Here is a 24,039-nt window from a genome sequence, read left to right on the forward strand (position 1 = left end):
CCTCTCGGCACCGATGTCGCGATGCGAACTCGCTTTAGCGGGCATCGGGGTAGGCGCCGGCGGGTAGTCCGGCGCCGCCGGCCCGAAAGGCACCGGGGGCGTGGGTGGCGGTTGTCTGGACGTATTCGAGCAGGCCCTCCTCGGCGTATTCGCGGCCGAAGCCGCTGTTCTTGGTGCCGCCGAAGGGTGTGTGCAGGGACATGCCGGTGCGGTTGTGGGTGTTGACGAAGGTGAAGCCGGCTTCGATGCGGGCGGCGACGGCGAAGGCGCGGTCCTCGTCGGCCGACCACACCGATGCGGCCAGGCCGAGTTCGGAATCGTTTGCGCGAGCGAGGACTTCGGCCTCCTCGCGGTAGGTCAGGATCGGCACGGCGGGACCGAATTGTTCGACGCGGACCAGGTCGGCGTCGTCGGGTGCGTCGAGCACGAGTACCGGGTCGAGGAAGTATCCGTCGCCGGCGGGTGCCGAGCCGAGCGGCACGATGCGTGCGCCGCGGTTCCTGGCGTCGGTGACGAGTCCGGTGACGCGCTCGGCGGCGGCGCGGGTGATCACGGGACCCATGGTGGTGCGCTCGTCGGTCGGCTCACCGACGATCAGGATGCGCTGTGCGGCTGCGATATACGACTCGACGAACTCGATGAGCCTGGTCTCGGGCACGTACAGGCGCTTGGCGGCCATGCACACCTGGCCGGCGGTGGCGAAGGAGGCCAGCACGAGTCGCTCGAAATCGCCTGGCGTCAGGGCGAAGTCGTCCAGGAACAGGGCGGGGTCGTTGCCGCCGAGTTCGAGCAGCGTCGGGGTGAGAGCCCCGCCCGCGGCCGCCGCGATCGCACGTCCGGCCTGCTCACCGCCGGTGAAGGCGACCTTGCGTACCAGTGGGTGGGTGACCAGTGCCCGCACGGTATCCGGGCCGCCGTGCAGAACCCGGGTGGCGGGCAGCAGTTCGGCCGCGGCGGTCACCGCGAGCGGCGCCAGCGGCGACGGCTTCAGGACGACCGCATTGCCCGCGGCGATTGCCGGTCCGAGCTTGAGCATCGAGAGGATGATGGGCGCGTTCCATGGCGTGATCGCGGCGACCACGCCGAAGGGCCGCCGCGCCAGCGTGATTCGGCCGTGCGAGCCGTCCGTGTCGCGCGGGCGCAGGACTTCGCTCGCCTGATCGCGGACCCAGCGCAGATAGGTTGCGGCGAAGCCGATTTCACCGTGGCAGTCGGAGACTGGTTTGCCGGACTCGCGCGCCAGCAGCGCGGCCAGCTCGGGTCGACGGGCGTCGAGCTCGTCCGCGGCGCGTCCGAGCGCCGCGAGCCGAGTCCCGGCCGGCTGTCCAGACCATTCGCGAAAGTCCCTGTGCGCGTCGCGCACGGCGGCATCGACCGCTTCCGGCGGCGTCGAGATCACCGCGCCGACGATCTCTTGGGGCCGCGCGGGATTTTCCCGCTCGATTCTCATGTCCGTGGGTCGAGCGAGTCGAGCAGGCAGGCGCGCCGCAGATACGCGCGGGCGGCGGCCGGGTCGCCGGCCAGCGCCCGCAGCTGCGCATGCTGGCTGCCGTCGCGTGCACGCAACCGGTTCCAGTTGTCATGGCTGGTCCGCTGCACGTGTTCGACGGCGACGGTACGGCGATGCGCCGCAACCTCGTCGAGCCGCGCGTCCGGGGCGCCGCCGACGACCTCGGCCAGCGCGGACGCGAACTGGACGGCGTCGTGCATGCCGCTGTTCATGCCCATGCCGCCGAGCGGATTGTTCAGATGCGCCGCGTCGCCCGCCAGCAGGACCCGGCCGTGCCGGAATCGGCCCGCGACTCGCTGATGCACCCGATACAGCGAGCAGTGCGCGATGTGCCATGGCCTGCCCAAGTCGGCGACCGCGTCCAAACGCTCTGGCAGTCGGCGTAATTCGGCCTCGTCCTCGGTGTCGATCGGAGTCGGCAGCAGCACCCGCCAATGCTGCGGCGTGCGCAGCAGCACCAGCCATTCGTCCGGGTCGAAGACGTAGTTGATCGGCGCGATGCCGGGCAGCACGCGCGCCAGATCCTCCTCGACCGAGGCCACCAGGAACCGCTCCGGATAGGTGCTGCCCTCGAAGTCGACGCCGAGCCCGTGCCGGACCGCGGAGTGCGCACCGTCCGCGCCGATCACCCAGTCCGCGCGAATCGGCCCGGCGTCGGTGCTCAGCACCACCGCATCGCCGGTGCCGCGCAATCCGTCGACCCGGCAACCGAAGCGCACGTCGGCGCCGTCGAGGGCGTCCAGCAGGATCGGGGTGAGCTTGCTCTGCTCGCATTGCACGCGGAACGGAAACGGGGTGTCCTCGGCCAGCACGGCGAGATCGAGGGTGGCGATCTCGCCGCCGCCACGGTCGCGATACTGGAAGGTCGACGCGACTATTCCGCTCTCCAGCAACGCATTCAGCACGCCGAGGTCGCGCAGCATCTCCAGGGTCGGCGGATGGAAGGTGGACGCGCGCGACTCGGTGGCGAGTTCGTCGCCTTGCTCGAGCACGGTGACCGGAATTCCGCGCCGGGCCAGGGTAAGTGCGGCGGTGAGCCCGACCGGCCCGGCGCCGACCACCACGATCGCCGGGGTGGTCATGACGTGTGCAGCGCGAAGCGGCCCTCGACGCCGACCACGCGGGCGCCGGTGAAGAAGCGCAACGTCTCCGCGGTGCCCTCCTCGCCGAGTCCGGACAACCCCCACGCGGGCCGCGGCGTCATCAGATGCAGGCTCATGATCGAGGAACCGTTCACCTTCACCTCGCCGGCGCGGATCCGGCGAGCGACGCCGAGCGCCTGCTGTTCGTCCGCGCCGCAGACATAACCCTCCAATCCGTACGGGACCGCATTGGCCAGCGCCACCGCCTCATCGATGGAGCGATAGGTGACGACGCCGGCCACCGGGCCGAAGACCTCCTCGGTCAGGTCGCCATCGAGAAGTGTTGGGGTGAGATAGTTTCCGGTCGCGGGCGGTTCGCCGAAGCCGCGCGCGGCGCGGCCCTCCAACGATGCCCGCACGGTCCGCACATGGTCGGAATGCAGCAGCGGCCCGAACTCGGTCCGCGCGTCCAGCGGCGCCCCCATCCGTAGCGCCGCGAGTCGCTTGCCGATCCCCTCGATCAGCTCGCCCGCGCGCCCGGCGGGCAGGATCAATCTGCCCAGCGCACGGCACCATTGGCCGTTCAACGTGGTCAGCAGTTCGGCGGCGATCCGGGTCGCGGTGTCGAAATCGGCGTCGGGCAGAACCACCAGCGGGTTGTTCCCGCCGAGTTCGAGCTGGCACGGACGCAACAGCGCCGCCGACGCGCCGGCGACCGAGCGCCCGCCGGCCAGTCCGCCGGTGAACGAGACCGCGGCGATCCGCGGCGAGGCGACCAGGTGCGCGCCGACCCGCGCACCGCCCTGCACCAGCTGGAACATGCCCGCGGGCACCTGCTCGGCGATCGCCTCGGCCAGCACCACCGAACTGTAGGGCGCGAGTTCGCTGACCTTCAGGATCACCGGGCAGCCCGCGGCGAGCGCGTTGGCCACCTTGTGCGCGGCCATGGGTGCGGGCGCGTTCCACGGGACCAGGCACAGCGCCGGGCCGAGCGGTAGCCGGTGCACCTCGACGCCGTCCCGGTCCTGGCGCAGCGCTCCGCCGCGGAGTTGGTCGGCCGCGAGCCGGAACGAGCCGGACACGATCGCGGCGAGCGCAGTTGTCTGGGTGATCGGTACACCCGTCGCGCGGGCGTCGAGTTCGGCGATCCAGGGCAGGCGCGCATCGAGGTCGGCGGCGATCGCGTCGAGCATGGTCGCCTCGATCCGGCCGGTCGCGGCGCCGGCGACCGCGAGCGCGCGCTCGACGCGGTCGGCGGCCGTGGCGAGCGCACGGGCGACGGGCTGACCGCTGGCCGGATCCTGAAGTGCGACACCGAGATCGATCTGCGGCGTGCCCCACTCGTCATCGATCAGGTCGGTGACCGCTGGTAGTCCGGCGTTCATCGGTCCGCGCTCGCCGGTGCGGTGGCGAACAACTCGTTCGCCTTGGCGTCGGTGACGATGCGGGCCACCTCGAGCATGCCGCGCTCGGCGGGGAAGGTCATCACCAAGCCCATCGCCAGGTCGCGCAGCGCCCGCCCGGCCACGCCGCTCATGGCCGCGGCGGAGGTCCCGCCGGCCTTGAACGCGCCCAGCGCCACCTGGAAGCAGGCCTCGGTCACCGCGCCCTTGCCCAGGCGCCACTGGGTGAAGACCTCGGGCTTGGGTTTGATCGGAGGTTCGGTGGTCTCGATCATCAGCTGATAGCGCAACCACAGATAGGCGGTCTGCAACTGCTTGGTCATCTCGCCGATGAGCACCTGGTGCACCGGCGAGGAGGCGATCGGGTCGCCGGTGTCGGCGAAGGTCTTCGCGGTGGTCGCGGCCAGTGTCTCGTCGTAGACGTGCTGCGCGCAGCCGGTGTAGACCGCCGCGATGGCGAGCTGATTGCCGACGAAACTGCCTCTGCTCATGGTGAGCATCTTGGTGAATGCGCCCGGTACCGCCAAGGCTTCGTCGTCCGGGACGAACACCTCGTCCAGCCGGATACCGTTGTTGGCGGTGGCGCGCATCCCGAGCCCGTCCCACGGGGCACGCACCGCGACACCGGGCGCGTCCCTGGGGACGAAGAAGGTGGCGAGCCCCTCCGCGGTGTCGTATCCGTCGAGTTTGGCCGAGGTGAGATAGCAGTCGGCGACACCGGTCGCGCAGCCGAACGACTTCTCGCCCTGCAGGATCCAACCACCGTCGACCTTGCGCGCGGTGGTCGCGATGGTGATGTTCGCGGCGGCGGTCTTCACCGCCTCGGAGGCGAAGTTCGCCAGCCAGCGCCCCTCGGCCATCCGGGTGAGCACCTTCTCGGCGAAGGCGCGCACGACGGGAATCTCGTGGTCGGCGAAGAGTCCGGAGTCGATCGCCTCGAGCGGAAGCAGCCCGCGCGAGGCGCTGGTGTTGTGGAAGAAGTAGGCCAGCGCGGTGGAGGGGCAGGCGGTGCCCATGGCGAAGGTCGCCGCGGCCAGGTCGCGGAGCGTGCCGCCCAGCCCGCCGAACTTCTCCGGCACGACCAATCCCAGCAGGCCTGCGTCGCGGAGCAGGTCGACGTGGCCGGGCGGAAAGGCGCCGAGCCGATCGGCCTGCTCGGCGGCCGCGCGCAGCGCGGGCAATACCGCGTCGACCCGTTGAGCGCGTTCGCGTTCGGCGTCGGTCATGTCCTCGACGAGTCGTTCACCGATCATCGGACTATCCCCTCGTGGTACGTGCGGTCGTGGTAGATGAGCGGCGCGATGGGCCGCGGGGTGGCGGCGTCCTGCACCGCGCCGACGATGATGGTGTGATCACCGGCGGGGTGGCAGGCGGTGAGCACGCAGTCGAGCCAGGCGACGGCGTCGGTGAGGACGGCGGCGCCGGTGCTCGCGGTGTCCCACTGCCCGATGGCGAAGCGATCGGCCGCCGCGTTCCACACCGGCGACGCGAAACACCGGCCGATGTCCTGCTGATCGTGCCCGAGCACGTTCGCCGCGAAAACGCCACTGCGGCGGATCATCCGGCACGTCGTGCTCGTGGACACCAGGCACACCGAGATCAGCGGCGGCTCCAGCGCCACACTGGTGAACGAGCTGGCCGTCATGCCGTGTCTGCCACCGTCCGCCCGGACCGTGGTGACGACCACGACCCCACTGGCCCACTGCGCCAAAACCGCGCGGAGATAGTTGGGTTCCACCGTGACATCCGTTTCGATAGTGGAAACACTGTTACGCACACCGTAACGCTCGACCTCGGCGTGACGCAAGCGGAACGCAGACGGCGATGGTGTTTCCCATCGGGAAATACACCGCTTACACTCGGGGCGTGTCCGAAACCGAATCCGACAACCAGAGCCGGTCGATCGCCGCGGTCGAACGGGCCATGGATGTGCTGCTGTTGTTCGGCCGCAGCGGCCGGGCCGATCTCGGCGTCACCGAGATCGCCACCGAGCTGGGCATCACCAAGGCCGCGGTGCACCGCATCCTCACGGCGCTGCGCAATCGCGACCTCATCGCGTTCGAACCCGCTACGCGCCGTTACGCACTCGGGCATGCCGCCATCGCGCTCGGCCGGGCGTACCTTGCGCGCACCGACCTCCGGGTGATGGCCGCGCCGGAGCTGCGCAGGCTGGCCTCGGTGACGGGGGAGACCGCCACCCTCTCGATCCGCCGCGGCGACACCAGGATGTACGTGGATCAGGTTGTGCCGGAACAGGAATTGCGCATGGAGGTCGCCCTCGGTGTGCCGTATCCGCTGTACGCGGGCAGTTCCTCGAAGGTGATCCTGGCGCTGCTGCGCAAGGACGAGATCGACGAGTACCTCGGCAGGCACGAGCTGACCGCGTTCACCGACGCGACGATCACCTCGGTGCGCAAGTTGCGCACCGAGCTGACCGCCACCAAGAAGCGTGGTTACGCGATTTCGCTGGGGGAGCGGCAGATCGGCGCGGCCTCCATCGCCGCGCCGATCCTCGACCACGACGGCGGCGTCGTCGCCGCGATCAGCGTGTGCGGGCCGCTGTCGCGATTCCAGCCGCGGATGGACGAGTGTGTCCCGATGCTGCGGAAAGCGGCCGGTGCGGTATCGGCGCAGTTGGGTTACACGCCATAACCGGGGCGGGGGCTCACAATCGCGCCCCGGGTTTGAGCACCCCCAGCGCGGCGGCGGCGAGCACGCTGCCCCAGATCAGCCACACGTAGGGCAGGCAGCCGTCGACGCTGCGCCGCAGGGTGCGCTCGACGGGCTCGCTCGACCCTTCGGTCATCAGGGTGCCGAACGCGGGACCGAAGGGGCGCAACGTCATTCGGATGCCGAGGCCGGCCGCGACGGCGACCGTGTACAGCAGGATCTTGGCGCCGAGCCAGCGTGGGTTGGTCGGCACGCCGAACGGATCGTGCGCCAGCAGGGCGTAGCCGCCGGTACCGGCCAGCACGGCGATCACCGCGAACCGGATGAACAGATCTGCGCGCCGGACCGAGACGAGACGGCCGTGCGTGCGGTGCGTGAGCACGGTCGTGGTCAGCCATCCGGCGCCGAACAGCCAGACCAGGACCACGAACCACCAGGGGAACAGGTCGATCCCGAACAGCGTCGCACCGTGCGGCGCCAAGGCCATCAGCGTGACACCGCTGGGCAGGAACAGGACCAGGCAGACCTTGGGGCCGAGGTCCAAGCCGCTCATGATCGCCAGCGCCGTCGCCCTGGCCGAGGGGCTGAGCTCGGGATCGATCACGAACCGGCTGGAATAGAACACGCCGAGGTCGCCGCCGAGCCAGAACACGAACAGCACCAGGTGCAGCACGATCCACCAGCCGTGCGGGTGTTGACCCATGGAATCCCCTTGTCGCTAAGCGAGTTCCGCGTCTGCGGTGGTCTCGGAGGTCGGTCGTGGCCGGTCGTCGGCGGTGGCCGCACGCAAGACCGCGAGGGCTTCGTCCAGGCTCAGCACGTCGGCGTATTTGATGTCGAGATCGAGCAGGCTGGCCTCGTGCAGCGGGGCGGCTCGATCGCCGCAGGCGTCGGCGACGACCAGCGGCCGGAAGCCGTGCTGCAGCGCGTCGGTCGCGGACGCGCGCACGCATCCGCTGGTGGTGAGGCCGACGATGACGAGCGTGTCGATCCGCTCGGCGGCCAGCGTCGCGGCCAGCGCGGTGGCGTGAAAGGCGCTGGGGTACTGCTTGGTGATCACCAGGTCGCCGGGTGCCGGAGCCGGATCGTCGAGAAAGTCGCCGAGCGGGTTGCCCGCCTCGAAGACGCGCAGTGCGGGCACCTTGCGGCGGAACAGCCCGCCGTCGGGGCCGCCGGGCTCGAAGCGCACCCGGGTGAAGATCACCGGGAGCCCGGAACGCCTTGCTTGCGCGACGATTTCGGCGGCGGCCCGCACGGCGGCGGCGACCGGCGCGCGCAGCGGGGAGCCGTCGGCGAGATAGGCCGCGCAGATGTCCACCACCAGCACGGCGGGGGAGTGTCCCGCGCCGAGGCGGGCGCTGTAGCCGGAGCGGCGGTAGTCGGCGGCGCGCTCGGTCATCGGTGATCGTCTCCTCAGATGACGCCGTCGGCGGCGAGCTGCCCGATGGCGTCGGTGTCGAGCTCGAGCAGGCCGCCGTACACGTCCCGGTTGTGCTCGCCGAGTTCGGGGCCGGGATGCCGGATGCCGCCGGGGGTTTCGCTCAGCTTCGGGAACACGTTGTGCATCGGCAGCTCGCCGAACTCCGGGTGAGCGAGCCGGACGATGGCCTCGCGGGCGGCGAAATGCGGGTCGGCGAACATGTCGCGCGCGGTGAAGATCCGCCCGGCGGGCACGCCGGCGGTGTGCAACCGCTCGAGCAGCCGGTCGGTCTCGACGGTCGCGGTCCACGCGCCGATCAGGTCATCGAGTTCGGCCATCCGGGCGCCGCGCGCGATGTGGGTGGAATACCGTGCGTCGCTAGCGAGTTCGGGACGGCCCATGGCCTCGGCCAGCCGGGCGAAGACGGTGTCCTGGTTGGCCGCGACCAGGATCATCTCGCCGCCCGCGGTGGGATAGACGTTGCTGGGGGCGACATTCGGTAGCACCGATCCGGTGCGTTCACGCTGATATCCGGTGATCGCCCATTCGGGCAACAGTGATTCCATCATGGCCAGCACCGCCTCGTAGATGGCCGAGTCCACCATCTGACCGCGACCGGTAGTGGCCCGATGGTGCACCGCCGCCAGGGTGCCGATGGTGGCGAACACCGCGGCGAGCGAATCGCCGAGGGAAATTCCGGTTCTGGCCGGTGGATGGTCGGGATCGCCGGTGACATAGCGGATTCCGCCCATGGCCTCGCCGATCGAGCCGTATCCGGCGCGCGGCGCGTACGGTCCGGTCTGGCCGTATCCGGTGACGCGGGTCATGATCAGTCCGGGGTTGTCCGCGCGCAGTCGATCGAAGCCGAGACCCCAGCGTTCCATGGTGCCGGGCCGGAAGTTCTCGATGACGATGTCGGCGTGCCCGATCAGCCGCCGCGCCAGCCGCTGCCCGGCGGGTTCGCGCAGGTTGCAGGTCACCGACTTCTTGTTCCTGGCCACGACCGGCCACCACAGGGACTTGCCCTGCGACTGGTCGCGGCCCCACTGGCGCATCGGATCGCCCGTGCCGGGGGATTCCAGCTTGATCACCTCGGCGCCGAAATCGCCGAGCAGCTGACCGCAGAACGGGCCGGCGAGCAGCTGCCCCATCTCGATCACCCGCAGATCAGCAAGCGGCCCTGTTGATTTCGTCGCTTCGGCGGCCATCCCGCAGTCTCCATCCTGTTGCGCACCCGGACGCCCCTGTCGATTTCGCGATGGGCGGATCACGATCGGCGAAAGTGGATACAATGTATCCCTCAGTGAAACAAAGGCGCAAGGCGGGAAACGATGGAGGGGCAGTGAAGGTCACGTTGGTCGAGGTCGCACCGAGAGACGGCTTGCAGAACGAATCGGCGATCGTGTCGGTGGCGGACAAGATTCGCCTGGTACGGCGCAGCGTCGACGCAGGTGTGCGCCGGATCGAGGCGGTCAGCTTCGTCGATCCGCGGAGAGTGCCGCAGATGGCGGCCGCGGAGGCGGTCATGGCCGGTGTTCCCCGGGGCGATGGCGTGTCCTACGCGGGCCTGATCGTCAACGAGCGCGGCCTGGACCGGGCGCTGGCGGCCGGCGTCGATGAGATCAATGTGGTTGTGGTGGCGACGGATTCGTTCAGCATGCGTAATCAGGGCTGCACGACCGCGCAGGGGGTCGAGCGGTGGGCGAGGTTGGCGGCCAGGGCGCGGGAAGCGGGGCTGTCGCGCACGGTGACGATCGCGGCGGCATTCGGCTGTCCGTTCGCCGGGGAGGTGCCCGAAGCCACTGTGCTGGACCTGGTTCGCCGGGTCGCCGAGGCGGAGCCCGACGAGATCGCGCTGGCCGACACGATCGGCGTCGGCACCCCGGATCGGGTGCGGGGGCTGGCCGCAGGCGCGGCGCGGATCGCGCCGGACACCACCCTGCGATGCCATTTTCACAACACGCGAAATACCGGCTACGCCAATGCGATAGCGGCCCTGGAGGCCGGCGTCCGAGTGCTCGACACCAGCACCGGCGGTATCGGGGGCTGTCCCTTCGCGCCGGCGGCGACCGGGAATATCGCCACTGAGGACGTCCTGTACACCCTGGACCGGATGGGCGTCGAGACCGGTGTGCGGATCGAGCCGGTGATCGAAACCGGTGTGTGGCTGGGCGAATTGCTCGGCAAGCCGGCGCCCGCGCTGCTCGGCCGGGCCGGTCTGTTCCCGGCTCGCTGATCGATCAGGTTCGCAGCAGCGCCATGAGCTCGACCAGATTCGGTTGTCCAGCGAGATTCAGCACCGTCTCGGTGATCCGATCGATGCGGCTCCCGGACAGCACCCGCTCGGTGTTGAGCCGAAATTTGGTGGCGAGTTCGTCGCCGGACAGCGGATTACCGGGACCGCCGCGGTTCACCTCCACCCGTTCGGTGCGCACGCGCCCGTCGCGCAGCCAGGCGGTGAGCACGGCGGGGAACTGGTGCGGAAATATGGCGTCGCACCGGGCGTCGGCCACGCAGGTGAGGCGCGCGGCCAGGGCGAGCCGTTGCGGGTCAGCGGCCGCCCGGTCGGTGAAGTCCTGGTGGAAGACGCCGAGACCGCCGCCGCCGAGCAGTGCGGCGGCCACCGTGTACGGGCCGGAAAACGCCGCGTGGTAACCGGATCTCGGACGAATCTTGTCCGCCCGCGGTTCGGCGATGGTGCGCAGCACGGCGGTCGGCGCACCGAGTTCGAGCCGCTCGATGTTCTCGGCGGTGACGCCCACGGCCCGCATCCGCAGTGCGGCATCGATGCCCGCGTGGGTGAAATGGTTGCAGGGATAGGGCTTGAAGAACACCGCAGGCAATTCCCACCGCGCGCCGAGGCCGTCGACGATCGCGGCCGGAGAGCTCCGTTCCCCGCAGAACGCCTGGAGCAGACCGAATCTCCCCTCGAACACGGTCGGCGGCCCGGTCAGCCCGGCGCACGCGAGTTGGGCCGCGACCACCGCGGCATGCGCGGCCCAGCCGCAGTGCACGCGTTTCACTGTCCCACCGGTGCGGTTGGCTTCCAGCAGTCCCGAGCCCATGCTCGCCGCGATGCCGAGCGCGTGCCCGACCACCGCCGCGTCGGCTCCGGCCAGCATCGCCGCGGCGGCGGCTCCGCCGAGCGTGCCGCAGATCGCGGTCGCGTGCAGTCCGCGGTCGAAGAAGATCGAATTGCCCAGTGCGGCGTCATATCCGGCCATGCCGACGCGGACCGCGATCTCCACCCCTACCGCGACGGCGTCGAGCAGGGCGGTGCCGCGGGCGTTTGTCGACTCGGCGACGGCGAGGGCGGCCGGAACCACCGTCGCCGAAGGGTGCAGCACCGACGGCAGGTGGGTGTCGTCGAAATCCAGTGCGTGCGCGAGGGTTCCGTTGAGTAGCGCGGCGCTCGCGGCGGGCCGCCGACCGGTGCGCCCGAGGGTTGTCGACTGCGGCGTGCCGCCCCATTCCTCGACCACCCCGGCGACCGCGGCGGCGGCCGGCGTGCCGAGCGCGGCCACGCTGTTGCCCAGCACGTCGAGGACGCGTCGGGCGGCGTCGGCGCGTAGTTCGTCGTCGAGGCCGCCGTCGCGAACGGAGACGGCGAAGGCGGCCAGCCGCTCGACGATCGTGGCCCGGCTCATCGGCTCACCGCCGCGAGCGGGCGCACCGGGGAGCCGGTGCCGCCGACGATGCGCAAGGGGGCGAGCAGGAAGGCGAATTCGCGCAGGCCGCTCGCGGCGAGTTGCTCCAGCGCGAGATGTTCGATGATGTAGATGCCGAACTCCACCAGCAGCACCCGGTGCACCGGCAGGACGCGGTGTCCCTCGCCGGGCGGAATGCACTCGTAGGCGGTGGTATCCGCACCGGTCGCGATCACATCGCGAACGCCGAGCCAGTGCGCCGCCTGGACACCGAGTCCCGGCACGCCGGTTTCCGCGCCCAGGTACGCATTCGGCTCGCCGAACAGTCGGGACCAGCCCGTCCGGATGAGCACGACGTCGCCGGTGCCCACCCGGACTCCCGCCTGCCTGGCCGCCGTCTCCAGATCGTGCGGGGTGATCTCGTAACCGCCGGGCAGCGTGTCGACCTCGTGCAGCCGGGCGATATCGAGCAGTACGCCGCGGCGGAGCAGGCCGGGCAGGTGCTCGGCGCCGTGGGTGCGAAAGCTGCCGCCGCGCTGGGCCTCCTGCGCGTCGACGCCGCCGTGCAGTGCGCCGTGGTGGCTGACATGGCTGAGGGCGTCGATGTGGGTGCCGACATGGCCGCCGGTGACGATGATCTCGTTGGCGGCCGAACCGCCGTCCGGGCGGACCGTGTCGCCGTGCCTGCGCGCCAGGGTCATGCGGAAGCCGGGATGGTTCGGCGAGCACGGCATCCCGGTGAAGAACGGCTGGCCCAACTCGATCAGTCGCAGGTCGCCGCGAACCGCGGTGATCAGTGGATCGCGGTCGTCCGCGTCCGGACCGGGTGCGTGCTGGTCCCGGATGGGTTCGGCGCCGGTCATCGGATCACCCCGGCGGCCCGCAGTTCGGCCAGCCCGGCCTCGTCGACCCCGTAACGTGCCAGCACTTCGGCGGTATGGGCGCCCAAAGGCGGTCCGGTCCAGCGTATTTCGCCCGGCGTGTCGGACAGCCGGAACAGGATGTTCTGCATGCGCACCTGGCCGAGTTCGGCGTCGGGCAGCGCGATGATCGAGCCGAGGGCCTGGAACTGCGGGTCGGTGAACACATCGGCCGCCGTGTAGATCGGCGCTACCGCGGCCTCGGCCTTGTCGAACGCGGTCAGCACCTCCTCGGTGCTGTGCCTGCCGATCCAGGCGCCGACCGCGGCATCCAATTCGTCGGCGTGCGCGGCTCGTTCGGCCCCGGTGGCGAACCAGGGCCGCTCGATCAGGTCGGGGCGTCCGACCAGCCACAGGACCCGTTCGGCCACCGATTGCGCGCTGGTCGAGACCGCGACCCAGCCGCCGTCGGCGGTGCGATAGGTGTTGCGCGGGGCGTTGTTCGAGGATCGGTTGCCCATGCGCGGCTGCAGTTCGCCGAGTTGGTCGTAGGCGATGATCTGCGGGCCGAGCAGGGTGAGGATCGGTTCGATGATGGCCAGATCGATCTGCTGGCCGGCGCCGTCGCGCTCGCGCGCCCGCAACGCGGTCATGATCGCGAAAGCCGTGGTCAACGCGGCGATTCCGTCGGCGAGCCCGAACGGCGGCAGGGTCGGCGGCCCGTCCGGCTCGCCGGTCACGGCGGCGAATCCGCTCATCGCCTCGGCGAGGGTGCCGAAGCCGGGACGCCGGGCATACGGTCCGAACTGGCCGAATCCGGTGACCCTGGCCAGGACCAGCCGCGGATTGAGCGCGCGCAGTTCGGGATAGCCGAGGCCCCACCGTTCCAGGGTGCCGGGGCGGAAGTTCTCGATCACGACGTCGGCGTCGGCGACCATGCGGCGGAAGATCTCCTGGCCGCGCGGTGCGCCGAGATACAGCGTCACCGACTGCTTACCGCGGCCGAGCAGCTTCCACCACAGTCCGGTCCCGGCGCGCTGCGCGCCGTGGCCACGCACCGGATCGCCGGTCGGATGCTCGATCTTGATGACCTCGGCGCCGAAATCGGCGAGCAACGTGGCCGCCAGCGGGCCGGCGAACAGTGTCGCGATGTCGAGTACGCGGATCCCGGCCAGCGGCTGCGGCGTCATCGGTCCTCCCTTGCGCCGCAATCTGTTTCCCGCACCGAAACACCGGTGCGCCGCCGCGGCGTTGACTACCAGCGCATCGTACTGCGAAGATCGGCAAATTGGAAACAGCGTTTCGTATAGAGAAACTGGAGGGTGTCGTGCCCGAACTCCTGATCCGCAATGCCCGCGTCGTCCGCGCGGGGGACACGTCGCCGGAGCACCCCGAACCGCTCGACATCGCCGTCTCGGCGGGCGCGATCGAGGCGATCGGCCCGGAACTGCCCGCAGGCGCGCGGACGCGGGTGGTCGACGCGCGGGGTCTGCTCGCCTTTCCCGGCGTCGTCGACGCGCACCAACACTGGGGCATCTACCGGGAACTCGCCGCCGACACCGAAAGCGAAAGCCGCGCCTGCGCGCAGGGCGGGGTCACCACGTCGCTGAGTTATCTGCGGACCGGCCGCTACTACCTGAACCGTGGTGGTGCGTATCGTGACTTCGTACCCGAGGTGCTCGACCGGATGGCGGGCCGTTCGTCGGTCGACTACGGCCTGCATCTGGCGCCGATGACCGCCCAGCATATCGGCGAAATCCCTTATCTGGTGGAGGAATTCGGCATAACCTCGTTCAAGATCTTCATGTTCTACGGCGGCCACGGGCTGCACGGCCGATCGTCGGATCAGTCCGAGTTCCTGATGATCCCGCCGGACGAGCGTTACGACCTGGCCCACTTCGAGTTCGTGATGCGTGGAATCCAGCGCGCCCGCGAACGATTCGGCGCGCACCTCTCGTTGTCGCTGCACTGCGAGACCGCCGAGATCATGGCGGCCTACACGGCGTTGGTCGAACGGGACGGCACCCAGAGCGGATTACGCGCCTACAGTGCCTCGCGCCCAGCGCATTCCGAGGGGCTGGCGATCACCATCGCGTCCTATCTCGCGCACGAGACGGGACTGGCCGACATCAACCTGCTCCACCTGTCCTCGGCCAAGGCCGTCGAGGCCGCGTTGACGATGGCAAAAGCCTTCCCGCGGGTGAACTTTCGCCGGGAGGTCACCATCGGCCATCTGCTCGCCGACGTCGACACCGCGCACGGCATCGGCGGCAAGGTGAATCCGCCGTTGCGCGAGCGCTCCGACGTGGAGGCGCTGTGGCGGCACCTGCTGGCCGGTGACATCGACTGGGTGGTCAGCGATCACGCGTGCTGCCGGGACGAGCAGAAGTTCGACGCCGACCGCGACGACGTGTTCCTGGCCAAATCCGGGTTCGGCGGCGCGGAGTATCTGCTGCCCGGCCTGGTCGGCGAGGGATTGAAACGCGGCCTGCCGTTGGGCCGGATCGCCGGCCTGACCGCCGCGAATCCGGCCCGGCGCTACGGGCTGCCCCGGAAGGGAAACATCGCGGTGGGGTTCGACGCCGACATCGTGCTCATCGATCCCGCCGCGCGCTGGACGGTGCGGGCGGCGGCTTCCGAATCCGCCCAGGAATACACGCCGTTCGAAGGCTTCGAGATGAATGCCGCGGTCACCGATGTGTTCCTGCGCGGCCACCACATTGTCCAGGACGGTGAGGTGCGCGGGGGTGCGCACGGCCGGTATCTTCGTCGTGGCCCGGCCGCGCGCACCGGCGACTACTGATAGGTGGGGTCGGCCCACTGTCCGACGGAGCGTGAGCGGACCGGTTCGACCGGGCGCGGGGCCACGCTGTGCGGCAGGTCCGGGCCCCAGTTCGTCGGCGTGCCGGACACCTCGATCTTGGCGTTGTCGGTGTACCAGTCCACGAGGTCGGCATCGGAGCGAACGATCCACGTGCAGCCGCGCTCCGCGTCGGCGGTGAAGTCGCCGTGGCGAATACGCGCGGGGCGCCAGAAATACGTTCCGGGCCACATCTTTCCGAAGTTGTAGTCGAATCCGCCGTCGAGGCAGTAGGCCTCCTCGCTGCACGGGTGGTGCGCCAGGGGTTCTTCGCGCCAGCCCGGCTTGGCCTTGATCAGGCGGGTGTAGAAGCCGGTCTCCCGATCACGATGCAGGAGCTTGATATAGAGCCCGGGGACCGGAGTGCCGCCGAGATCGAAGCGCATCGGGCTGCCGTCCTGCACGTCGATCCACGGCATCGCCGCGGTGTCGAGCACGACCAGTTCCTGGTCGTCGCGGACGAAGTCGCGGTCACCGTCGGCAGGCTCGAACCCGTGGTCTCCGCCTTCGCGGAACAGCAGGATCTCGGTGTCGGCGACGACCGAAATCGGCGGTGTCCATACACCTTTCGGCGCCATCCAGAAGCCTTCGGGACCGAGTACGGTGTCGCCGATGGTGACCTGCCCGGACAGGACGAACCATTCGGTCTCGGCCTGGTGCACGCCGGCCGGTCGCGACCAATCGCTGGTGAACCGGACCTTGAGCGAGGCGGATCCGTCCTCCTCGTCGTAGCTGAGGTTGCGCTGTTCGGCATCGCCGGTGGCGTGCTGGAACTCGGCGGGGTGCTGGATCAGATCGCGTTCATCGATGAGTTCGACATGTGGACGCATGAGCCCTCCTTGGGCGAGCGATAATAACGATACAGAATGTACTGGTTATTAATATTCAAAACAAGATGTATCGTTTATTGGGTGAGCAAGCCAGGACGCCCGGTCGGCCCCGCCGCCGACACCGAGGAGATCGTGTTGACCGCAGCCTTGGATCTTGTGCTGACCGAAGGGGGTTCGGCGTTGACGCCACAGTGCCTGCACGCGGTCACCGGCGTCGCCCGGACCACGATCTACCGCCACTGGCCGACCCCGCGCGACGTTCTCGCCGCCTTGATCTCGGTCGCGCCGCATCCGTCGGCGGAACCGAGCGGCGATCCGGTCGCCGACCTGCGCGCCGAAGTAGACCTGCTCTGTGATCGACTGCGGGACAAGCCGGTCGGCGCGTTCCTGCGCGCGCTGGTGACCGCCTCGTCGGCCGATTCGGAATGCGTGCCGCTGCGGCAACGCTACGTCCTGGATCTGCTCGCGCCGATCCGCAGGTCGGTTCGCGCGGTCGGTGTCACCGACGACGACATGGTCGATGAGGCGGCCATGGCGATCGTCTCGCCGCTGCTCGTCGATACGCTGCTGCTGGACCGATCCGCCGGACGGGCGCGAGCCCACCGCGCGGTCGACGATGTGCTGGCCCGGCGGGTCGGCGCGAGCCGATGACCAACGCGGTCGGCCCCCGGGGCGTCTTCGGTGTGATCGTGCCGAGCACGAATACCGTTGTCGAACACGACTATTGGCGGGCCGGATTGTCCGGTGTGGCCTATCGCGCCGGCTCGATGTACATCCCGGATCCGGTGATGGGCAACGACGACGACTTCCATGCGCTGCTGGGACAGATCCGCGCCTCGATCGACACCGCGGTGCGCGATGTGCTCACCGCCGAACCCGATCGGCTGGTCATGGGCATGTCCGCCGAGACGTTCTGGGGCGGGGTCGCCGGGAACGCGGCCTTCGAGCAGCGACTCCGCGACCGCACCGGATTGCCCGTGACCACCGGCGCGAGTTCCTGCCGCGCCGCCCTGCGTGAACTCGATTGCCGTCGCATCGCGGTCTTCTCGCCGTATCAGCCGGTCGCCGACGTCGAGGTGGGCCGGTTCTTCACCGAGGCTGGTTTCGACGTCGGCGCGATCACCGGACTGCGCTGCCCGACCGCCATGGACATCGCCCGGGTCGGCACGGCCCGGCTGCGGGAGGTGGTCGCCGCGATCGACGGCCCGGACGTCGAGGCGATCGTCCAGGTCGGCACCAACCTCTCGTTCGTCGGACTCGCGGACCAACTGGAACGCGAACTCGGCAAACCCGTCCTCGCGATCAACGCCGCCACGCTCTGGCACGCGCTGCGCGAGCACGGGCTCGACGATCAGGTCCACGGAGCCGGGCAATTGCTGGGCGCACACTGACCTCGGCGACGGCCACCGGAAACCGATGGCCGTCAACGTATCCGAGGTGGTCAAGGCAGCGTCTGCACGGTTCCGGCGGAATGCTGAGTTTCGTAATAGGCGCCGCCGGGGTAGTAGTCGGCGCTGGTCTTGCCGGAGACGAAATCACCGGCCCAGGCGACCGACAGCGTTTGCAGTGCGGAGACGTTCTTCGCCTGCGGGGTGCCGCAGGCGACCTTGTCCGGGGCGGGTGCGCTCGATGCCTCGACATCGATGTGCGATCCGCTGGTGAGCCGGACGCCGAGGAACGGCCGGTGGATCTGCGCGATCAACTCGGCGGTGCCGCTGCCGTTGCGGTTGCAGGTGTAGGGCGGGGAAGCGATGGCCAGGATCGGCAGCGCGGTGTTGCTCAGGTGGTTCAGCGCGCTGCCGAGGTTGTTGCCGACGAAGCTTTTGACCGGATCGAACAGGATGAGGCCGCGCACCGAGGCGAACGCCGCGGAGTAGTCGGCACGTAGCGCCTGGGCCACGTAGGGAACGACCTCGCCGCCGGCCGAATGTCCGGCGAAGACCATGGTTTTCGGGAGGGTGAGCTCCGGGCGTTTCGCCTTGTTCTTCGCGTCGGCGAAGCTGCGGCCGAGCTTGTCGCCCGGGTCTGCGGCCTTACCGAACAGATCGGCCACGTTGTGCAGGAAGTTGGTGTTGTTGCCCAGGTTCTCCAGCGTGCAGCCGAACGTGTTCGCCGTCGGCAGGGTCGGTGCGAATACCAGGAAGCCCTGGGCCGAGAACTTTTTCGCGGTGTCCTCGACCGAGTCGTTGGCGCTGGCGAAGCCGTGTTGCAGCCACAGCAGTGCCTTGGGCGTCCCCGCGGGGAAATACCAGTCGCTGCTCTGCCGCAAAGTGGTGAAGGCGCAGCGGATTTCGACGGTGTTCTCCACCTTGGTGACCGCGGAATCGGCGGTCGCGGTGGGAATGGTGAATGCGGTGGCGGCGGCGACCACGCCGATCGCGACCAGCAGGCGATGGATGTTCAACGTAACTCCGGTGTTTCACAATGGGAAACGGTGTTTCGTCTCCCGGAAACCAAATCTGTGACTCGGTAGCCCGCAGAGTCAAGGCACGCGACTGGGGAGATCGTCCTCTGCCGAGTCCCGGCAAGTGTGTGCCGCACACGGTTGCTCTGTTTCGACGAATGCCCAACTACTCAGGGCCACAACGGTATTGCCGCGCAGGTGCCCGGCTGTAGACGAGCCGATACCGCGAGGAAAGCCCCGGCGACGGGTCCGTTGTCCCCAGTCGATCGCGGTGGCGACCGGCGCAGCCGGCCGACGGCCGGTCCGATGGGCGGACTCAGTGCTGTACTCCGGCGGTCAACCCGACCACCATGGGCCTTCGTAATTCTGCTTTTGCGTTCGGCCATGGTTGCCGAAATGAGCGAATGATGTCGCGAACCTTTGCGGGTCAGCGCGGCTGAGCTGCGGGAAGGACGGGGGATGGCAATCTTCACCGTGACTGTGGATTGGGGTGAGCGCAGCGAGCAACTGCGGAGGCTGCACGCGGATTTGAAGTCGGTACGCAGCTTCATGCTGGCAGAAGCACCGTTGCCGGTGGCGGTGGGTGCGGTTGATCCGGCGCAAGCGGGGCAATGGGACAGCGTCACACCGACTTCGCTGACAGTCACGCCGGTTGCGGGTGTGTCGAAAGCTACGGTGGCAATTCCCGATACCGTCACGCTGATTCGACTCGACTTCGAATTGCGGGTGAGCATCGGAGGCAATACCGCCACCTGTTTGGCATTCCGGCAATTGTTCGGTGTGGGGGCCGGCGGTGCGTTGTTGCCACAGCGGTACTCCTTCGCTCAGGTCGAGGTGACACCCGGCACGAGTGGCCCGCCGCACGCGCCGACCGTGGCGTCGGCCGCGCGGCGGTCGTTTCTCGGTTCGTCCCCGGTGCTCGATGTGCGGCCGGGCACCGTCACGGTCAATTGCGAGTTCCTCGACGTCACGGAGCTGTGGTGGGCGACATGGGCCGGCCAGGATCGGTTCGGGTGGTATCTGAATCCGGCGTTCGGCGGACGACCGGAGCGGCTGCGGGTGCTGGCCTGGACCAGCGGCGCGGCGCCGATGCTGTGGTTCGTGTCGGTGTCGGACAAGGCGGTCGGCGGCAACACCGAGACCAGGCTCGCGGCCGAGGTCGGAGCGTCGACGCCCGCATCCCGACCCGGTGCCGACATCGTGTTCTTCCGCGCACCCGCCAACTTCAATTCATTTCCGTACTCCGCGACCAAGGAGGGGTTCCTCACCTCCCGTCCCGCCAAACCGGAGCGGGTCCATGGCTTCACCACAATGTTTCACCTCGCGCGGTGGTTGCTGAAACCGCAACCGCCGGCGGTGATCGCGGCGGAGGTGGCCCGGGTCAAAACCGCCGGTGGCCTACCGTTTCGGCCCGAACTGATGGGCATGCGGCTCGTTCCGAAGACGTCGCCGCCGCCGCGGATAGACCCGCCCGAGCCGATGGATATGGTCGCCGAGGATGTGCGCTGGGCCTTCCGTCCGGTCGGCGTGGAGGAGGCGTTGCGGCACGCACCCGCAGAAGACATCGCGGTGCTGCCATTGGGGTTCGACGGCTTCGGCGAGCTGCCGCGTGGTGGGTATGCCGCACTGGCCAAGCCCGACTCGCTTGCCCCCGTGCTGCGCAGCATCTGGAGCCTGCTCTGGATGCGCGGCGCGGTGCGCACCAAGGACACCACGACACCGGCAACGAACAGGGAGATCTGGCTGCTGGGCAACAGCGGAGCGAATATCTCGATGTCGAACTGTTTGACCAAGAACGCGGCATCGGTCGATCGCTTCATCAGTTGCGACGCGACACCGGCGGAAGCAACGAAAACCGAAGCGGGAAACCTGGTTCCGGTGGTGATCCCGGCGATCACCACGGCCACCGCGGTCCGGAAAAGATTGTCGAAACCGCTCAAGGTTTTCATGATCACTACACCGAATATGTGGAACGACAAGGCCGCCTATGAACGTCGGAAAAAGCGGATCGAGGATGCGAAAGCGGATGTGAGTTACCTACCGGCCGACACCGAATGGGATGACTACTGGAAGTATCCGCCGACCGCCACAAGCAATCCTCTGCTTTTCGAAGTGCTGTCGAACTGGGACGGTCACGGCCTCGACAAAAGTCACCAGTTCGGCACGGTGGCCCACGGTCGCCAGTTTCTTTTCTGGCACGAATGGTCGGTCGACGGCGGACATCTGGAGCTGGTGCCGAATCCGCAACCGGCCCCGCCGACACCGCGGGTACGTAGCTGGCTGGAAGACATTCTCAACATGTGACGCCAAAACGTCTGTGGCGCAATAGGTCTCCGGGAGGGTGACATGAAGGTTGATTTCAAGCAATTCGAAGGAACACTGCCCTACGCTGCTCAGCTGTATGGCGTGTACCAGCCGCTGCTCGGCTGGAAGTCCAAACGGCTGCAACGCCGTTTCGAGCCCGCGCTCAGCTCGGCCGGCGAGGGCGCCCTGGTACAGACGGCGATCGGCATCGTCCCGGTCATCACCCAGGAGCCGCCGCCGCACCTGACGGCCCAGGGTGGCCCCGTCGACCTGCTGGCCAATCCGCCGAAGGTATCGCTCGGCACCGCGGCGCCGGCCACGGCGGCCAACGCACCCGATTCCCTGGACAGCGTGTTCGCGAGTCTGATGCGAGACAAGTTGAAGCCGTTCAAGCGCGCCGACGTCGCCCAATGGCGTCCGCTGTTCGCCGCCGAGCAGTTGCAGAAGGTCCTCGACGAGGCGACGACGAAGGTGACCACCGCCCATCTGACGGCGGTCCGGGCGCTCGACCGCGTGGCGCCGGCCGACGCGGAGTCCGACAACGCCTTGCTGCTCAACAAGCTCAGCCGCGAATCGGTGGTCGCGGGTTCGGTGCACGCGCTGAATCAGACCGATCAGGTGAAAGCCCTCGGCCAGCTCTTCTTCGCCGATCCCGACCAGACCGTCGCCGCGAAAGACGTCAGCGGTCTGTTCGATCCACTGCAGACGCTCGACCCGACCAACGGCGGCATATCACGAGTGTCGTTGTCGCCGATCGGCATCGTGCATCTGTTCCGCCAGTACTTCTACGAGTTCGCGTCCTTTCTCGGGACGCCGGTGCAGCACGTGTGGCTGAGCCCGGGTGGCACCGTCGAACTGGTCGAGGTGGCGACCCGCAAGACGACCGTGGAGAAGTTCACCGAAACCGCGCTGGAGCAGATTCAGAAGACCGATACCTCGTCCACCACGCAGGACGAATTGTCCGACGCGGTGCGCGAGGAGAACCAGCAGAACACCAAACTCGGCGTCGGCGTCACGGCGTCGGCGAGCGGCGGCGTCGGCGCGGTGTTCACCGCGCAGGGCAGCACCAGCCTGAACTTCGAGCTCGACACGTCGCTGAAGCAGGCGAAAGAGCAAACGCACAAGCAGACCCGGCAGCAGACCCAGGCCACGTCGACCCAGATCAAGAGCAGCTTCAAATCCACCCTGCGGGTGGTCACCGAGAACACCGACACCAGCAGCAAGCGCTACGTGCTCCAGAACACCACGAACAAGCTGGTGAACTACGAGCTGCGGCGCAAGATGCGCCAGGTCGGGGTGCAGTTGCAGGATCTGGGCACCCAGTTGTGCTGGCAGACCTACGTCGACGATCCCGGCGCGGAGCTCGGGATCGCGAAACTGGTGCACATCGCCGAGCCGCCGGATCTGAGTAGAGTGCAGGCGCCGCAGTTGATTCCGGTGCCGCAGCCGGAGGTTATCGGCACCCCGGTGTCGCTGAATGTCGAATGGTTCTTCGAGGATCGCAAGTACGGCTTTGTCGGCATCGGCGGAACGTTGCAGCTGGTGCCGCCGCAGACCGGATACATTCTCGACCGGGCCGAGGTCGTGGTCACCTCGGGGGAGCACTGGGCGTGGGGCTACAAGAACCGCGACGTCCAGCAGATCGACGACGGTGCGGGTGGCAAGGAGGCCAGCGTCACCTCGATCGACGTCGGCGTGACGACGGCGCCCGGTGGTCTGGAAACCGATGACCACCCGAAGTTCACGCTGCAGGTCACCCCGATCTGGCGGCCCTCGAAGAAGCTGGTCCTCGACGTGACCACGAAGAACAACGCAAAACTCGCCGAGGTGGACGCGGAGAAGACGCGGCTGGCGCAGGAGGCCTACATCACCGCCGCGCAGGACCGGGTGAAGGCGGCGAGCACTATCGCGCCGCGGTCCTACACCGATCTGCGCGAGGAGGAGCGGATCGTGGTGTTCCGCAACCTGATTCGGCAGCTCACCAAGGAGGTCGGCCTCGATGCGGAGCAGCCGCAGGTACGCCACGTGGTGGCCGAGCTGATCCAGGCGATGTTCGATACCGACGCCATGCTGTATTTCGTCGCCCCCGAATGGTGGATCCCGCGGGCGCGGCAGCTCAAGATCTTCAACTGGACGATCTCCGAGAAGTCGCCCCAGGATGTCGGTTTGGGCACGGCGTTCCCCGACTTCGACAAGAAGCAGACGGTGTCGTGGGGCGGTGCCAACGCCAATCGCCCCGACAATTACTACATCACAGGCGATTCCACGCCCGCGCGGCTCGGCAGCTCGCTCGGGTGGGTGTTGCAGCTCGACGGGGACAACTCGCGCAACGCGTTTCTCAACGCGCCGTGGGTGAAGGCCGTCGTGCCGGTGCGGCCGGGACGCGAGCTGGACGCGGTGAACTGGTTGCAGCGCAACGCGGTCGAGGGCACCGATGGGCTCGACGATCTGTATCAGGCGGGCACGCCGGCGGCCGCGCAGCTGGTGCTCAACGCGCTGAAGGAGTACCCGTGGCCCGCCGGGAGCCCGCAGCGGCAGCGGTACGACCGGATCACCGCGGCCGAGCTCACCATTCGCGACGCGATCTCGTACCTGGCGATCAAGATCAACGCGAAATACCAGCTGTCCCTGCAGAAGGTTCGAGACCAGGAAGACCCGACGGTCAGCTACCTGCCTACCGACAAGGTGTACGAGACCGGATTCGACCATCTGCAAGGAGGTTTCGAGGCGGCGGGCTCCAAGCCGTTCGCGGTGTTCGATCAATGGGTCGAGGTGATGCCGACCGAACAGATCGTCGCCGTAGAGGTCAAGTACGACCCGAAGACCGGCCAGCAACTCCCGCCCGACCCGTTCCCGATCACGTAGTCGCGGTAACCCGGCCAGGTTCGTCTGAGCCTGGCCGGGGAGTAGTTCCCGCGATAGATCGGCTGCCGGGCCGGAAGTCGAATTTCGGCCCTGGCGGCGTTCGAGTTGGTCGGCCCGAGATGTCGATTCCCGGATGCTGTCGAAGTCGAGTTCTGATGGCGAGGTGCTCGCCGGCGCACGCACG

Annotated in this window: 20 protein-coding genes; 7 read left to right on the forward strand and 13 right to left on the reverse strand. The window is 68.5% G+C overall.

What is annotated here, in order from left to right:
• Positions 1-34 precede the first annotated feature (34 nt).
• Genes ACFQ9K_RS22555 through ACFQ9K_RS22575 form a run of 5 tightly spaced genes read right to left on the reverse strand, consistent with a single transcriptional unit; the run spans position 35 to position 5,733 of the window.
• Positions 35-1,450 carry an aldehyde dehydrogenase family protein gene (locus ACFQ9K_RS22555; RefSeq protein ID WP_378983532.1) on the reverse strand — a complete coding sequence of 472 codons (1,416 nt, stop codon included), beginning with the start codon at positions 1,448-1,450 and terminating at the stop codon, positions 35-37.
• On the reverse strand, positions 1,447-2,592 hold the full coding sequence (locus tag ACFQ9K_RS22560; protein WP_378726779.1) for an FAD-dependent oxidoreductase: 1,146 nt from the start codon (positions 2,590-2,592) through the stop codon (positions 1,447-1,449). Before ACFQ9K_RS22560 ends, ACFQ9K_RS22555 begins: the two co-directional genes overlap by 4 nt.
• A complete protein-coding gene (locus tag ACFQ9K_RS22565; protein WP_378726781.1) occupies positions 2,589-3,977 on the reverse strand; it encodes an aldehyde dehydrogenase family protein in 1,389 nt (462 codons plus the stop codon). The genes ACFQ9K_RS22560 and ACFQ9K_RS22565 overlap by 4 nt, the downstream gene beginning before the upstream one ends.
• On the reverse strand, positions 3,974-5,248 hold the full coding sequence (locus ACFQ9K_RS22570; protein ID WP_378726783.1) for an acyl-CoA dehydrogenase family protein: 1,275 nt from the start codon (positions 5,246-5,248) through the stop codon (positions 3,974-3,976). Before ACFQ9K_RS22570 ends, ACFQ9K_RS22565 begins: the two co-directional genes overlap by 4 nt.
• Positions 5,245-5,733 carry a flavin reductase family protein gene (locus ACFQ9K_RS22575; RefSeq protein WP_378726785.1) on the reverse strand — a complete coding sequence of 163 codons (489 nt, stop codon included), beginning with the start codon at positions 5,731-5,733 and terminating at the stop codon, positions 5,245-5,247. Before ACFQ9K_RS22575 ends, ACFQ9K_RS22570 begins: the two co-directional genes overlap by 4 nt.
• A 128-nt stretch (positions 5,734-5,861) precedes the next feature.
• Between ACFQ9K_RS22575 and ACFQ9K_RS22580 the strand changes: the two genes are divergently transcribed.
• Positions 5,862-6,647, forward strand: coding sequence for an IclR family transcriptional regulator (locus ACFQ9K_RS22580; protein ID WP_378983535.1), 786 nt, complete (start codon positions 5,862-5,864; stop codon positions 6,645-6,647).
• 13 nt (positions 6,648-6,660) lie between these two features.
• Here the strand turns inward: ACFQ9K_RS22580 and ACFQ9K_RS22585 are convergent, their stop codons facing one another.
• From ACFQ9K_RS22585 to ACFQ9K_RS22595, 3 genes are read right to left on the reverse strand one after another with little or no spacing between them, the layout of a single operon-like run.
• Entirely contained in the window at positions 6,661-7,368 is a 708-nt protein-coding gene (locus ACFQ9K_RS22585; RefSeq protein ID WP_378720363.1) for a hypothetical protein, read from the reverse strand.
• A 15-nt stretch (positions 7,369-7,383) separates the two neighbouring features.
• On the reverse strand, positions 7,384-8,064 hold the full coding sequence (locus ACFQ9K_RS22590; protein ID WP_378720365.1) for an isochorismatase family protein: 681 nt from the start codon (positions 8,062-8,064) through the stop codon (positions 7,384-7,386).
• Positions 8,065-8,078: 14 nt separating this feature from the next.
• Positions 8,079-9,293 (reverse strand): CaiB/BaiF CoA transferase family protein, encoded by a 1,215-nt coding sequence (locus ACFQ9K_RS22595; RefSeq protein ID WP_378720366.1) that lies wholly within the window; start codon positions 9,291-9,293, stop codon positions 8,079-8,081.
• Between the two features lie 83 nt (positions 9,294-9,376).
• On the opposite strand from ACFQ9K_RS22595, the gene ACFQ9K_RS22600 reads away from it, so the two are divergent.
• Entirely contained in the window at positions 9,377-10,321 is a 945-nt protein-coding gene (locus ACFQ9K_RS22600) for a hydroxymethylglutaryl-CoA lyase (protein WP_378720367.1), read from the forward strand.
• Between the two features lie 4 nt (positions 10,322-10,325).
• Here ACFQ9K_RS22600 and ACFQ9K_RS22605 read toward each other — a convergent pair whose 3' ends face one another.
• Genes ACFQ9K_RS22605 through ACFQ9K_RS22615 form a run of 3 tightly spaced genes read right to left on the reverse strand, consistent with a single transcriptional unit; the run spans position 10,326 to position 13,782 of the window.
• Positions 10,326-11,732 (reverse strand): MmgE/PrpD family protein, encoded by a 1,407-nt coding sequence (locus ACFQ9K_RS22605; RefSeq protein WP_378720368.1) that lies wholly within the window; start codon positions 11,730-11,732, stop codon positions 10,326-10,328.
• Positions 11,729-12,595: a cyclase family protein gene (locus tag ACFQ9K_RS22610; RefSeq protein WP_378720369.1), complete on the reverse strand. Its 867-nt coding sequence runs from the start codon at positions 12,593-12,595 to the stop codon at positions 11,729-11,731. The genes ACFQ9K_RS22605 and ACFQ9K_RS22610 overlap by 4 nt, the downstream gene beginning before the upstream one ends.
• Positions 12,592-13,782: a CaiB/BaiF CoA transferase family protein gene (locus ACFQ9K_RS22615; RefSeq protein WP_378720370.1), complete on the reverse strand. Its 1,191-nt coding sequence runs from the start codon at positions 13,780-13,782 to the stop codon at positions 12,592-12,594. The genes ACFQ9K_RS22610 and ACFQ9K_RS22615 overlap by 4 nt, the downstream gene beginning before the upstream one ends.
• A 137-nt stretch (positions 13,783-13,919) precedes the next feature.
• On the opposite strand from ACFQ9K_RS22615, the gene ACFQ9K_RS22620 reads away from it, so the two are divergent.
• Positions 13,920-15,395, forward strand: coding sequence for a dihydroorotase family protein (locus ACFQ9K_RS22620; RefSeq protein ID WP_378720371.1), 1,476 nt, complete (start codon positions 13,920-13,922; stop codon positions 15,393-15,395).
• Here ACFQ9K_RS22620 and ACFQ9K_RS22625 read toward each other — a convergent pair.
• Positions 15,389-16,282, reverse strand: coding sequence for a DUF4437 domain-containing protein (locus ACFQ9K_RS22625; RefSeq protein ID WP_378720372.1), 894 nt, complete (start codon positions 16,280-16,282; stop codon positions 15,389-15,391). The two genes, ACFQ9K_RS22620 and ACFQ9K_RS22625, sit on opposite strands and share 7 nt — an antisense overlap.
• An 81-nt stretch (positions 16,283-16,363) precedes the next feature.
• Between ACFQ9K_RS22625 and ACFQ9K_RS22630 the strand changes: the two genes are divergently transcribed.
• Together ACFQ9K_RS22630 and ACFQ9K_RS22635 are read left to right on the forward strand one after the other, a co-directional pair.
• Complete coding sequence (locus ACFQ9K_RS22630) at positions 16,364-16,933, forward strand: TetR/AcrR family transcriptional regulator (protein WP_378720373.1); 570 nt, start codon at positions 16,364-16,366, stop codon at positions 16,931-16,933.
• Positions 16,930-17,673: an arylmalonate decarboxylase gene (locus ACFQ9K_RS22635; RefSeq protein WP_378720374.1), complete on the forward strand. Its 744-nt coding sequence runs from the start codon at positions 16,930-16,932 to the stop codon at positions 17,671-17,673. Before ACFQ9K_RS22630 ends, ACFQ9K_RS22635 begins: the two co-directional genes overlap by 4 nt.
• 50 nt (positions 17,674-17,723) lie before the next feature.
• Here ACFQ9K_RS22635 and ACFQ9K_RS22640 read toward each other — a convergent pair whose 3' ends face one another.
• On the reverse strand, positions 17,724-18,686 hold the full coding sequence (locus ACFQ9K_RS22640) for an alpha/beta hydrolase (protein ID WP_378720375.1): 963 nt from the start codon (positions 18,684-18,686) through the stop codon (positions 17,724-17,726).
• Between the two features lie 420 nt (positions 18,687-19,106).
• Between ACFQ9K_RS22640 and ACFQ9K_RS22645 the strand changes: the two genes are divergently transcribed.
• Together ACFQ9K_RS22645 and ACFQ9K_RS22650 are read left to right on the forward strand one after the other, a co-directional pair.
• Positions 19,107-20,990, forward strand: coding sequence for a hypothetical protein (locus ACFQ9K_RS22645; RefSeq protein WP_378720376.1), 1,884 nt, complete (start codon positions 19,107-19,109; stop codon positions 20,988-20,990).
• 42 nt (positions 20,991-21,032) lie between these two features.
• Positions 21,033-23,855 carry a hypothetical protein gene (locus ACFQ9K_RS22650; RefSeq protein ID WP_378720377.1) on the forward strand — a complete coding sequence of 941 codons (2,823 nt, stop codon included), beginning with the start codon at positions 21,033-21,035 and terminating at the stop codon, positions 23,853-23,855.
• Positions 23,856-24,039 lie beyond the last annotated feature (184 nt).

Source organism: Nocardia sp. NPDC056564, assembly GCF_042793755.1.
GTDB lineage: Bacteria > Actinomycetota > Actinomycetes > Mycobacteriales > Mycobacteriaceae > Nocardia.

Excerpts from the sequence above, each read along its gene's own strand:
- ACFQ9K_RS22590 (WP_378720365.1), bottom strand. The coding sequence starts at position 8,064 with ATGACCGAGCGCGCCGCCGACTACCGCCGCTCCGGCTACAGCGCCCGC.
- ACFQ9K_RS22635 (WP_378720374.1), top strand. The coding sequence starts at position 16,930 with ATGACCAACGCGGTCGGCCCCCGGGGCGTCTTCGGTGTGATCGTGCCG.
- ACFQ9K_RS22610 (WP_378720369.1), bottom strand. The coding sequence starts at position 12,595 with ATGACCGGCGCCGAACCCATCCGGGACCAGCACGCACCCGGTCCGGAC.
- ACFQ9K_RS22600 (WP_378720367.1), top strand. The coding sequence starts at position 9,377 with ATGTATCCCTCAGTGAAACAAAGGCGCAAGGCGGGAAACGATGGAGGG.
- ACFQ9K_RS22625 (WP_378720372.1), bottom strand. The coding sequence starts at position 16,282 with ATGCGTCCACATGTCGAACTCATCGATGAACGCGATCTGATCCAGCAC.
- ACFQ9K_RS22615 (WP_378720370.1), bottom strand. The coding sequence starts at position 13,782 with ATGACGCCGCAGCCGCTGGCCGGGATCCGCGTACTCGACATCGCGACA.
- ACFQ9K_RS22605 (WP_378720368.1), bottom strand. The coding sequence starts at position 11,732 with ATGAGCCGGGCCACGATCGTCGAGCGGCTGGCCGCCTTCGCCGTCTCC.
- ACFQ9K_RS22570 (WP_378726783.1), bottom strand. The coding sequence starts at position 5,248 with ATGATCGGTGAACGACTCGTCGAGGACATGACCGACGCCGAACGCGAA.
- ACFQ9K_RS22565 (WP_378726781.1), bottom strand. The coding sequence starts at position 3,977 with ATGAACGCCGGACTACCAGCGGTCACCGACCTGATCGATGACGAGTGG.
- ACFQ9K_RS22650 (WP_378720377.1), top strand. The coding sequence starts at position 21,033 with ATGAAGGTTGATTTCAAGCAATTCGAAGGAACACTGCCCTACGCTGCT.
- ACFQ9K_RS22555 (WP_378983532.1), bottom strand. The coding sequence starts at position 1,450 with ATGAGAATCGAGCGGGAAAATCCCGCGCGGCCCCAAGAGATCGTCGGC.
- ACFQ9K_RS22585 (WP_378720363.1), bottom strand. The coding sequence starts at position 7,368 with ATGGGTCAACACCCGCACGGCTGGTGGATCGTGCTGCACCTGGTGCTG.
- ACFQ9K_RS22560 (WP_378726779.1), bottom strand. The coding sequence starts at position 2,592 with ATGACCACCCCGGCGATCGTGGTGGTCGGCGCCGGGCCGGTCGGGCTC.
- ACFQ9K_RS22595 (WP_378720366.1), bottom strand. The coding sequence starts at position 9,293 with ATGGCCGCCGAAGCGACGAAATCAACAGGGCCGCTTGCTGATCTGCGG.